Source organism: Streptosporangium sp. NPDC049644 (genome assembly GCF_040675205.1).
GTDB classification, from domain to species: domain Bacteria; phylum Actinomycetota; class Actinomycetes; order Streptosporangiales; family Streptosporangiaceae; genus Streptosporangium; species Streptosporangium fukuiense.
In genome coordinates this window covers 1-11754 of record NZ_JBFAOJ010000159.1, presented here as the reverse complement: position 1 = coordinate 11754, position 11754 = coordinate 1, and the positions used below count along the sequence as shown (strand labels likewise).

The 11754-nt window shown below is 71.0% G+C and carries 7 protein-coding genes; 6 read left to right on the top strand and 1 reads right to left on the bottom strand.

What is annotated here, in order from left to right; translation table 11 throughout:
• The first annotated feature begins 86 nt into the window (after window positions 1-86).
• The 3 genes from AB0J58_RS42400 to AB0J58_RS42390 all read left to right on the top strand — a co-directional run bounded on the left by AB0J58_RS42400 (window position 87) and on the right by AB0J58_RS42390 (window position 4073).
• Window positions 87-839, top strand: coding sequence for a hypothetical protein (locus AB0J58_RS42400; RefSeq protein WP_364226996.1), 753 nt, complete (start codon window positions 87-89; stop codon window positions 837-839).
• 308 nt (window positions 840-1147) lie between these two features.
• Window positions 1148-1333, top strand: coding sequence for a hypothetical protein (locus AB0J58_RS42395; protein ID WP_364226993.1), 186 nt, complete (start codon window positions 1148-1150; stop codon window positions 1331-1333).
• Between the two features lie 175 nt (window positions 1334-1508).
• On the top strand, window positions 1509-4073 hold the full coding sequence (locus AB0J58_RS42390) for an excinuclease ABC subunit UvrA (RefSeq protein WP_364226990.1): 2565 nt from the start codon (window positions 1509-1511) through the stop codon (window positions 4071-4073).
• A gap of 138 nt (window positions 4074-4211) precedes the next feature.
• Here AB0J58_RS42390 and AB0J58_RS42385 read toward each other — a convergent pair whose 3' ends face one another.
• On the bottom strand, window positions 4212-4694 hold the full coding sequence (locus tag AB0J58_RS42385) for a hypothetical protein (RefSeq protein ID WP_364226987.1): 483 nt from the start codon (window positions 4692-4694) through the stop codon (window positions 4212-4214).
• A gap of 168 nt (window positions 4695-4862) precedes the next feature.
• Between AB0J58_RS42385 and AB0J58_RS42380 the strand changes: the two genes are divergently transcribed.
• The 3 genes from AB0J58_RS42380 (at window position 4863) to AB0J58_RS42370 (ending at window position 11253) form a co-directional block, all read left to right on the top strand.
• Window positions 4863-8117 carry a BTAD domain-containing putative transcriptional regulator gene (locus tag AB0J58_RS42380; RefSeq protein ID WP_364226984.1) on the top strand — a complete coding sequence of 1085 codons (3255 nt, stop codon included), beginning with the start codon at window positions 4863-4865 and terminating at the stop codon, window positions 8115-8117.
• A gap of 623 nt (window positions 8118-8740) precedes the next feature.
• On the top strand, window positions 8741-10687 hold the full coding sequence (locus tag AB0J58_RS42375) for a hypothetical protein (RefSeq protein WP_364226981.1): 1947 nt from the start codon (window positions 8741-8743) through the stop codon (window positions 10685-10687).
• Between the two features lie 266 nt (window positions 10688-10953).
• Window positions 10954-11253: a hypothetical protein gene (locus AB0J58_RS42370; protein WP_364226978.1), complete on the top strand. Its 300-nt coding sequence runs from the start codon at window positions 10954-10956 to the stop codon at window positions 11251-11253.
• Window positions 11254-11754 lie beyond the last annotated feature (501 nt).

The following is an 11754-nucleotide window of genomic DNA, read 5'->3' as shown; positions in this document are numbered from 1 at the left end:
AGCTTCTCCGTTTAGGCGACCCGGAGACGTCCACGCGAAGAGGCCCGCCACCAGGCGTTTGGTAGCGGGCCTCTTCACGGTGCCGGATGCCTGAAACGAGTCCCGGTGACCGGCGCGGCAGGCTTTCAGCCGGGCAGACCGACGGGCTGGTCGCCGCTGGATTCGAGTGCGCCACGAGTGCGGCCGGGTGTTGCATGGGTCAGATGATCGACGAACCGCTGGAACGACTCCGTACCGCCGCCCGACGTACCCGTGAACTGGCTCTCGGCCGGGCGGGCACCGGCCTGGGCCACGAGGACGCCGACGACGACGTCGGCACGATCGGCACCGACGGTGCCCTCGGCTTCGACCCGTTCCCGCTGCTCGAAGCCCTCCACCGCCACGGCGTCCGAGCCGTCGTGATCGGTCAGGTCGCCGGCATCATGCATGGATCCACCGAACTGACCGGCGATCTGGACCTGCTCTGGGACGGCGTGCCGGCTCACGCTCCGGCCCTGGCGGCCGCCTTCACCTCCGTCGACGCTCAACTCGCCGACGAAACAGGCAACCCCGTAGCGACTCACCCGGATTCCTTTCTCCGCCCCAAAGTGCAGTTCACCTCACCCGGAGCCGGCGGCGACTGCTGCACCCCGGCGCTCCCTTGGGGCGACCTTCACGTCCGAGAGTGCCTCGACCGCGCGATCACCGCAGTCGACCCGGGCGGCCTGGAAGTGCACTACGTCTCCCGGCAGGACCTGATCCGGATGCGCCGCGCCCTCGGCCGCCCCAAGGACCTCCGGCGAGCAGACGAACTGGACTCGCTCACCTCCGACTCCACCGAAGATCGTTCGAGGAATTAAGACAGACACCTTCTCGGCTTGTCGTTCGACCTGTTCGTCGCTGTCGGGTGCTTAGGGTTTTGTCGCGTTTGATGGTTTTCCCGACGTCGTGATGTCGGGCGGGCCTGCGGTTGGCCGAGCCAGGAGGGCGCCCGGGCCGGCGGTGCGGTCTTCGGGCGCAGGTTGCGAAACCCCCGCCGGCCCGGCGGCATCCGCGAAACGGATGAAAAAACATGACACAAGTCGTCGGGTTTCAGAGCGACCATGGGTTCACCGGTCGGCGCCGATGTGGGTGTGGACCGGGGCCTCACCGATGGACAAGGACCTCAATGCGCGAAACGCCCGAGGAGCTCAAGGAGCTTCAGGCTCTCCTCGACGCCTGCCTCCCCCGCTCCGTCTACGGCGACGACGCCTTCGACTGGGACGACGACGTGGTCCGCTACCGGCCGCATCCGCACTGGACAACCGTCTATGCCCCCGACATCGGCAAGCTCACCGCGGCGTCCCGGTCTTGATCCGCGGCACGGGCCGCATCGAGACCGGCCACGTGCTGAGAGATCCAGTGAAGGTGAGGCGGCCGCTCAGCGCCATTGTGACGAGCGGCCGCCGGGTAGTGGCTTGATCGGTTTGTTCGGCATGGGTGGGGCTGCCCGCCCATGTTCTGCTGTGTCGCGAGAGGGTGGACGAAGGTTGACTGCGTTCGTACGGGATGTCGCCAGTATGGGGTGCGAGGCCATCGAGGTGGTGGGGGCTCGTACCAACAATCTGCGGGACGTGTCGGTGAGCATCCCCAAGGGGTGGCTCACCGCCTTCACCGGCGTGAGCGGCAGCGGCAAGACCTCGCTGGCCATCGACACCCTGCACAACGAGGCCCAGCTGCGGTATCTGGAGGGGCTTTCGCCGTTCGTACGGCAGTACATCACCCAGCGCAATCGGCCGAAGGTCGACCGCATCCTGGGACTCGGCGCGACGCTCGCGGTCGACCAGCGCCGTCTGAACCGCAACCCCCGGTCCACGGTCGCGACGATCACCGGCATCGACGGGCATTTGGGGCTGCTGTACTCGCGCCTTCCGGGAATCGGCGCGGACCCGGCGACGGAGAGTGGGGACGGGCATCTGACGACCGCTCATTTCGACCGCAATACCCCGGAAGGGGGCTGCGCGGACTGCCATGGGGTGGGCGGGCGCTGGCAAGCGCAGGAGGACCTGGTCATCACCCATCCGGAGCTTCCGCTCTTCGAGGGGGCCTCGCCCTGGTACGCCAGGTGGCGGTCAGGGGAGCACGCGTTCGTGCCGGCGCTCGCCGAGAAGCGCGGCGTGGACCTCGGCCGGCCGTGGCAGTCGCTGCCGGAGGAGTTCCGCCACTGCGTGCTGTACGGCACGGGTGAGGAGAAGGTCAAGGCGACCGTCGACGTGCCCAACAAAAAGGAGACGGTCTCAGTGACCTACACCTTGAGCCAGCCGCTGCGGGGCGCGCTCGCCGAGGTGGAGCGGGTGTTCGTGAACGCCCAGACCTCCAGCGCCAAGCAGCGCTACCTGCCGTACATGCGCAAGCAGCCGTGCGGCACCTGCGGCGGCAGCGGATACGACCAGGTGGCCCGGTCCGTGCGGCTCGGCGGGCTGACCTATCCCGACCTGCTCGAGGTGGACGTACGGGAGGTGTGCGGCTGGGCGGAGCGTGTGGCCGGCGACCTGGGCGCCCGGCAGCGCGAGGTGGGTGAGCCGCTGCTGCAGGACCTTGGCCGCAGGCTCGGAATCCTCGACCGGCTCGGCCTGTCCCATCTCCAGCTGTCCCGGAGCGCGGTGACGCTGTCCGGGGGTGAGTTGCAGCGAACCCGGCTCGCCGCGCAGCTCAGCACCGAGCTGAGCGGCATCGTCTTCGTCCTGGACGAGCCCGGGACCGGGCTGCATCCGGCGGACAAGGCGCACCTGCTCGACATCGCCCTGGAGCTCCGCAAGGCCGGCAACACGGTGCTCCTGGTCGAGCACGACCCCGAGCTGATCGCCCGGGCCGACTGGGTGATCGATATGGGGCCCGGCGCAGGCCGCCTCGGCGGTGAGATCCTGGTGTCGGGGCCTCCCGCCGACGCGGCCGCCCACCCGACGTCGCTGACCGGACGCTATCTGGCCGGTGAGGGGCCGCGGCTGCGCCGGACCCGCCGTCCGGCCGGGGATGACACCGGCTGGGTGGAGCTGCACGGCCTGCGTGCGCACAACGTGACCGCGGACCTGGTGCGTTTCCCCGCCGGTCGGCTCACCTGCCTGACCGGGGTGAGCGGCAGCGGCAAGAGCAGTCTGCTCGGCGCGCTCGCGGCGAACGTGGAGGCCGCCCTGAACGGGACGGCGACCGACACGGTGCGACAGGTGACCGGCCTGGAAGGGGTCGACTGGGTCGCCGTCGTCGATCAGGAACCGCTCGGGCGGACACCGCGGTCCAACCCGGCCACCTACAGCAAGGCGTTCGACATTGTCCGCAAGCTGTTCGCCGAAACCGACGTGGCGCGCGGACGCGGGGTCAAGGCCTCCTGGTTCAGCTTCAACACCGCAGGTGGCGGCCGCTGCGAAACCTGCACCGGTTATGGCCGCAAGCTGGTCGACATGCACTTCCTGCCGGATGTCTGGGTGGTCTGCGACGCGTGCGAGGGTCGGCGCTACAAGCCGGAGGCCTTGGAGATCAGGTATCAGGGGTTGGCCATCGATCAGGTGCTGGAGCTGACCGTCGCCGAGGCTGTGGAGCGGTTCTCCGAACCCCGGCAACTCGCGGAAACCCTGAGAGCCTTGAACCAGGTCGGGCTTGGCTATCTCCAGCTCGGCCAGAGCGCCACAGAGTTGTCCGGCGGCGAGGCGCAGCGGCTGAAGCTGGCGTCCGCGATCCAGCGCGGTGCCGCGGGTCGCAAGGCCGGCCTTGTCGTTCTCGACGAACCCGTCTCGGGCCTGCACCCGTCCGACATCCAGCGTGTGGTGGATGCGCTCGATGTGTTGCTCGACTCGGGCAACACCGTCGTCGTGGCCGAACATGACATCCCCGTCGCCGCGTCCGCGGACTGGGTGATCGACCTGGGGCCGGGAGCCGGTCCGGACGGGGGCGCGGTGATCGCGGAGGGCACCCCGGACGCCGTCGCGACCGCGGACACCCCGACCGCCGGTTTCCTCCGGCGGTACGCGGCGGGTCTGCCGCTCCTGGTCGGCTGCGAACATCTCGCATCGGATGCGAAGGTGCCGCACGAGGTGATGAGGGAGCATCGGGATCGCTGAGATGTCGTCGGCTTTCCCGAGCCTTCCTCGACGATGGCGAGGCCGATCGACAGCATGGCCTCGTCGACGACGGCCACGCCGCCGACGCTCTTGCCGCGCTGCCCCGCGGTGGCAGCGCGGCCTCGGCTCCGAGGGCGGTTACAGAGCGGTCATCTCAAGGCTGACCACGTACGAGTACGCCGTCTGCTCGGTCCCGGTGAGGGTCCTCGTGATGGTCCTGGTGGCGCCCGTGGCGAGCCCGGCGCACGTGCTGCCGAGGGCGGTCACCGTGCCGAGCCGGTCGCCCTGTCCCCAGATCGGGCCGTCGACCTCGCGCAGGTCGAAGTCCACGTCCTGGGTGCTCAGGATGATCGAGGTCGGGCCTTCGAAGTCGCCGGGATCCCCGTCGTCACCGGCGTTCATGCCGAAGTAGTTGGCGTTGATCCTGGGGAACAGGTTCCCATCGACCAGGAACCGGAGTTCGTCCCGGCCGTCCCGGTCGGCCACGTTGCCGGCGTCGATGTCGTACAGTTCCACGCGGCACGAGCCGGCCATGGCGGCCGCCGGGGTCGCGGCCAACGCCATCGGCGCCACCAGACCTCCGGCCAGGGCGAGTGCGGCGATCACCTTACGAGAATGCATGCTGCTCCTCCTGGAGACGCTGACGTTTCGCGACCGTCGCGAAACGCGGCATCAGAGTCGCGGACGCAGCGTGAGCACATCGTTAGATCGCAGGTCAATGGCATAGAGCACACGATCTCCGTGCCTTCTGACATAGTCGGGCGACAGGCACGCGCCTACTATCCTCGTATGGGAGACTCCTTCAGTCTGCTGCTGCTCGGCACGCCCGAGCTGGCTGTCGGGGGAAGGCCGGTGCGGATCCGTTCCGCCAAGACCCGGGCACTCCTCTGCTACCTCGCCACCATGCCGGGGGCGCGTTCGCGGGCCGAGCTCGCGGGACTGCTGTGGGGCGAGCGCCCCGACGCCAACGCCAGGGGCAGCCTGCGGCTGGCGCTGTCGGAGCTGCGCAAGGACGTGGGCGGCTGGCTCGACATCACCCGCGACCACGTCGGCTTCCGCGCCGACGACGACTGCTTCGTGGACTACTGGCAGCTCACCCAGGGCCCGACGGTGGCGGGGGCGCTCCGGTTGTGGCGCGGGGAGTTCCTCGACGGTCTCTCCTTCGGGGACGCGCCCGCGTTCACCGGGTGGCTGGAGTGCGAGCGGCAGCGGGCCCGGCTGGTGCTGCGCGAGCTGCTCGTACGCGCTGGGCCCGCCGCCTCCGAACACGTCGTACGGCTGGCCAGGATCGTGACGGGGCTGGACCCGTACGACGAGGAGGCCCACCGGGTGCTGATCGCCTCCCTGGCCAGGACCGGGAACCGGGCCGCGGCCCTGGCCTGCTACGAGGAGCTGCGCCTGCGGCTGGCGCGCGAGCTGGGCGTCGATCCCGTACCCGAGACCCGCGCGCTCCGCCAGGACCTCACGCCCCGGCCCGCGACCGCCCGCCGGGCCGCCCTGCCGGTCCCCGGGTCGGAGCTGGTCGGCCGCGAGTCCGACATCCGCCGCCTACGTGCCCTGCTGTCCCGGGAACGCCTGATCACCCTGTCGGGCCCGGGCGGCATCGGCAAGACCCGCCTGGCCATCGCCGCGGCGGAGGCCGGGGGCCGGGATGCCGCGTCCTCCGCGCGAGCCGGCGAGTGCAATGCCGCCTCCCCCTCCTCCGCGAAGCCCGGTGAGCACGGCGCCGCGTCCCCTTCCTTGGCGGATGTCGCGTTCGTATCTTTTGCCGGGGTGCGGGCGGAGGCGGCTGTGACGACGCTCGCGCGCCGGCTCGGCGTGGACCTCTCGCCGCCGCGGCCCGCCGCCGAGCTGCTGCTCGCCGCCCTCGCCGGTCGCTCGACGCTGCTGGTGCTCGACAATCTCGAACATCTGCCGTCCTTCGACAGGGTGATCGCGGAGATCCTGCGGGTGGCGCCGGGCGTGCGGGTGCTGGCGACCAGCCGGCGGCGGCTGGACGTGCCCGGGCAGGTGATCGTCCCGGTGGAGGGGCTTGCCGAGTCGGCCGCCGAGGCGTTGTTCGTCGTGCGGGCGCTCAAGGCCCAGCCGGGGTTCGACTCCGAGCGCGAGGCCCCGCTGGTGGCCGCGATCTGCGCCGCGACCGGCGGGCTGCCGTTGGCGATCGAGCTGGCGGCCGGCCTGCTGCGTGCCGTGCCGTGCGCCGACCTGGCCGAACGCCTCGGCGTGGACACGGGGCTGCTCTCCACGGCCGGTCCCGCCGCACGGTCCAGGCACGCGAGCATGCGTACGGTCTTCGAGACGTCCTGGCGGCTGCTCGCCCCGGCGAGGCGGGCGGCGCTGGCGGCGTTGTCGGTGTTCGGCGGCGGCTGCACCCTGCGCGCGGCCCTGGAGGTCGCCGAAACCAGCCCTGAGGTGCTGGTCCACCTGGTCGACCACAGCATGCTGCAGCTCACCCCGTCCGGCCGGTACACCCTCCACCCTCTCATCCAGCGGCTCGCCGCCGCCCATCTGGAGGACCCGGGGGTACGCGAACGGCACGCCCGCCATTACGCCCGCCTCCTCGACCGGCACGCCACCGCGCTCCAGGACGGCTCGGACGCCGAGGTCGTCCGCGTGCTCGGCGCCGAGATGGACAACATCCGCCTGGCCTGGCGGATGTCCGGACAGCCGCGCTTCCTGGACCACTACTGGACGTTGTGCCTGCGATTGCGCCTGTACGAGGAGTCGGTGACGATCGTCCGCGAGCACCTCGACCGCCCTCCGGAAGACCCGCGCCTGCGGGCCCGCCTGCTCCGGATGGCTGCGGTGAGCTCCCACCAGCTCGCCAGGGAACGCGCCGCCACCCGCCTGGCCCGCGCCGCCCTCGACACGCTCGGCGAGCCATTCCCCGCCACCCCCGCCGACCTCGCGACCGCTCTCCTGGCCGCCGCCACCCGCCAGGCCGCCCACCGCCTCCTGCCGATCACGGCCGCCCGCCGTCTCCTCCCCGCACCCCGTACGGACGAGGCCGAGGCCGCGCAGGCGCTGACCTTGCTCGCCCGGCTCGCCTACCACCAGCAGGACCTCCCCGTGATGCTGGTGACCTCGCTGCGCCAGCTCAACGCCGCCGACCGCGGCACCGACCCCGCCCTGCGCGCCGAGTCCTACGCGAACTTCGCCACCATCGCCCGCCTCGCCAGCCGCCACCGGATCGCCGCCCACTACGGCAGTCTCGCCGACCGGGCACTTTCCGTCATCGACCACCCGGACGAGGCCGTGCACCGGGCCAGGCTGGCCCGCGGGATCGACCTGCTCCACGCGGGCCGTTTCGAGGACGCCAGGCGGTCGTTCACGGAGGGACGGTCGCGGACGATCGACCCGCGGGTGGCCGAGAACTGCGCCGGCATGCTCGCCGAGACCGCGCTGTGGCAGGGCGAGTTCGCCGCGGCGGCCACCGGGTACGCGGAGACGGAGGAGCTGGCGGTCGCGCGGGTGGGCGGGGACGACATCGGCCGCCACTGGTGCCTGACCGGCCGGGCGGAAGCGCTGTTGCGCCTGGAGGGGGTGCCGGTGGAGCGGATCCGGGAGCTGCTGGCGGCCGCCCGCGCCTCGCACGAGCGGCGGCGTATGCACGCGAAGGAGATCGGCCTGCGCGACAGCCCGGCGAGCCGCACGATCCAGGAGCTGCGCCTGCTCACCATCGCGGCCCGCCTGGACCCGGCGCGGGCGCCTGCGGCGCTGGCCGAGGCGCTGACGCTGGCCGAGCGGCTGCCGGCGGTGCAGCTCGGCATGCTGGAGTGCTGGACCGGCCTCGCCGAGCTGCTCGGGGACGCGGGGCAGGACCGGACCGTGGCCCCCCTCCTGCTCGGACACCTCTCCCGGTACGCCGCCCGCAACCCCGGCGCCGCCGCCCGGATCGGCTGGGCCCTCGCACTGATCCTGGCCGCCCTGGGCGGGCGCAGGCAGGCCAGGCGGGCGGCCGAGCAGGCGATGGCGACCGCCGAACGCCTGGCCGCACCGTACGACCACCGCAGAGCCGAGTCCCTGGCCCGCGCCCTTGGATGAGGGTTTCACCGTCGTCAAGGACGGATGGTGCGCACGCGGCCATCATCTTCACGCTGCTGGGTGCCGGCGTCCGCGCTCAGGAGTACGCGCGCCTGCGGCTCGACGACGCGGTGGCGGACATGGTGGGGTGCCGATCTCGCACCGTCTACAACGGCTGTCGGCCCACGCCGTATTCGAACCGAGCGGCCTCGTCACTCATGACCCACACCGTAGGCGAGTCGACGCCTTGGCCATAGGGCCCGGGTGCACCGCAGGCCAGAGGCTACTTCGTCGGGATTTCCCTCATTGCTGTCGGGACCCCTCTTGAGGTGCTGGAGTGATCCACAAGCCGTTTGCCAGTACCGGTCCCTAACCTCGTCATGGGCTCTGGTATCTGGCGCGACCAAGGCCAAGCCTGCGGACACCGGTAACGACAAAGGGAAGAGATGGTGAGACCCGAAGACAGCCGGTCGGCCACCGCCGCGCGGATCAGCGATTGCCTGCGAGGCGGATCGGCCACGCGTGACCTGTCCGATCTCCGTATGGAGAGGCTTGAGCGAGCGATTCGGGGCGGGCGGCTGGATGCGTTCCTGTGGAACGGTGCTCGCCCTTTGATCCATGCCGATCCCGATCGGTTGTTCCCGATGCTGGACAAGGTCGGTGGCCAGTGGGCCAAGTGCTACCGCACGGCCTACCTAGCCTCGGGAGAGGAGTTCTCCCGAGCCGTTCCCGATGTTCGCAGGTGGCTGCTGCAGGTGCACGCGGCCCGCTACGGCGCGACCGGTGAGCCACGCCTGGAGTCGGAGCACGACGCCTGGCGGGTCGCCTGGGCCGGCGGCATGCAGTGGAATGAGCAGGTACGCCCCTCTTGGGACAACCAGACGGGTGGGGTGTGCAGCGTGGCTGCGGGAATGGTGGGCGGGATGCCCGTCGCGATCACCGGCAGCGACAACGGCGTGCTGCGTTCTTGGGATCTGCGTACGGTCCGGCCACTGTGCGAGAGGCGGCTCGGGCGGTACCCGGTGGAGACGGTGGCGCTCATGGGCGACATCGTTCTCGTGCCCTACTACGGTCGCCTGGAGGCGTGGAATCCGGTCACCGGCGAGTCGTGGACGTTTGACGCCATTCACCAGGCCTGCCCTCTGGCGACGGTCAAGGATGTCGGGAGGTTCCTCATCCTGGCCGTGCGCTACGACACGGTGCGGGTCCGCGGTGGGCGGAGGGTGTGGGCGGTCAGGCACGGTGCCGCGGTCAACGGCGTGGCCACGGTACGGCTGGACGGCCGTAAGCGAATCGTCACCTGCGGCGACGACGCAACGGTGCAGATCTTCGACCTCCGCACCGGGAAGCGGTATGGCGAGCCGCTGACCGGCCACGTCGGACCGGTGCGCGCGGTGGCGACCGCTCATGTGGCAGGACGCCCCGTCGCCGTTACCTCCGGCGAGGATGACACGTTGCGGATCTGGGACCTGCGTACCGGCAGGCAGCGTGGGAGATCCGTGCCCGGCCGGGTCACGGCTGTGGCCACCGCCGAGGTGAACGGTCGTTCCGTCGCGGTCGCCGGGGCCGCTGGAAGGCGGGGGCGGGTGTGGGACCTACGCACGGGCGAGGAGTGGGGCAAGCCGCTCGGCGAGTCCGGCCGGGGCATCGCCACGGTGGGGCATCTGGCCGTTACCTGCGCCTCCTCCGGGGCCGTACGAGTGTGGGACCTGCGCACCCGCCGGAGCAGGCCCCTCCCTGGCAATCCCCGGGTCGGGGCCGTCGCGCTCGGCGTCGCCTACGGGCGGCCCGTCGTCGTCTTCGCGTACGAGGAAGGCCGCTGGTTCGGCGTCAAAGATCTGGCCGACGGCACACGCCATTCCGGAAAGTTCACAAGCCAGGGCTCCTTGATCACGGCGGTGGCAACCGCCACGGTCGATGGCCGGTGTATCGTCCTCGCCGCCGGAGGGCACGACGGCTTGATCCGGACGTGGGGCATGGAAACCGGGGAAATCCAGGTCCTATCCGGCCACGTCGGTGCCGTACACGCGCTGGCGGCCACCGGCTCCACCGCCGTCAGCGGCGGGGAGGACGGCCTGGTCGGCATCTGGGACCTGCGGACCGGCGAGTCACGATGCGCGGTGTCCCCCTGCGCGATCGACGCGGTCGCCGTCACGGGCCGGACGATCCTCACCGGCGGCTCCGACGGGACGACCCGGCTATGGGACGTGCGCACCGGCGAGCGGTTGGGGAGTCTGCCCACCGGTGTGGTCCACGCGATCGCGGTAGAGGGCGACCTCGCCCTCGTCGGAGGCGGAGGCCTGCGGCTGTGGGACCTGCGCGACGGCCGGGACCGGCCGTTGACCGGCCACGCGGGCGCGGTGACAGCGGTGGCGATCCGAGGGCGGCAGGCCGTATCCGGAGGCTGGGACCGGACCCTCAGGATGTGGGACCTACGGACCGGGAAGCAGACGGCGCCCCCGGTACGATTCCCCTGGCCGATCTCCGCTCTGGCCTGGCACCCGGACGGGCAGCTCGTAGTGGGCGTCTCCTGGGAGATCGCTGTCCTTGAGCCCGGCCCGGCCGCTGCTCCTGACGAGCGAGCCGGTTGATCAGCCGACCGAGCGGTTCGGATGGATAGTTCGACAAGGCGACGGTTACCGCCAAGGCCGGGCGGCGCTCGTCCGGGAGCGCGCACCCCGTCGAAAACGGACACGAACTCCAGGTTTACCGACAGGAACGTGCCCGATCATGGTCCGCGCGAGCGGCCGTGCCGTAGATCTGATGGAGGCAAGGAGAGCCACGCGCCCGCCGGGATCGGGGGTACGCGTGACCGCCAACACACGTCATCGGCAATCGGAACGGAGAGTGAGCACGGATGCGAGTCAAGAACACGCTCGTCGTGGCGACCGCCTCGGTGGTGGCCGGGGGAATCCTGCTGTTCGCGAGCCCGGCGGCGGCGACCGCGACCACCGCCGTCGCGACGTCGCGGAGTCCCGGGGCGATGCACGGCACGAGCGCCTCCGCACCGTTGGTGTGGTGGACGGAGGGCTACTACATGTTCCATTACGAGTGCGTCCAGTCGGGCACGGCATGGGTCGCCATGGGCGCGAGGTCGTACGCCTGCGATCAGGCGGGACCTGCGAACTACCCGTGGAGACTCCGCATCCTGGACTGAACGGTCTCCGGGCGGCAAGGGTGAAGCCTCTCCCCGTCACCCGTGCCCGGTCTCCATTCGCGGCCGTGCCGCTTCCGGTGGTGAGCGTGCCCCGGCCTCAGGGTTCGCGGGCGCGGAGGTAGGCGTCCAGGTCGGCGCCGGTGAGCACGGCGTGGCCCCGGGCGGACAGGCGGGCCTGCCGGTCGTGCAGGGTCGGCTCCAGCGGGGCGGCGCCTCCGGCGGAGCGGACCCGGACGATCAGCGGGGTGATCTGCTCCAGCAGATGCCGCCCCGCCTGAGCTGGTGGGCCGGCCGGACGTCCCCGCCGCTGCCCGGTGGCTCGAAGACGCCGTCAGCCACCTTCCCAGCGACCAGTAGGGCACCGTTGGGCTGGGCGTACTCAATCGCGTGTACCTGGCTGCACGAGTCTTACCGGTACGTCCGCCGTGAGTTCAGCCAGACTGAAGGACATTCATCGGGAACACACGCGAGTTCGCTGGGTGAGATCTGAAAACGCGGGGA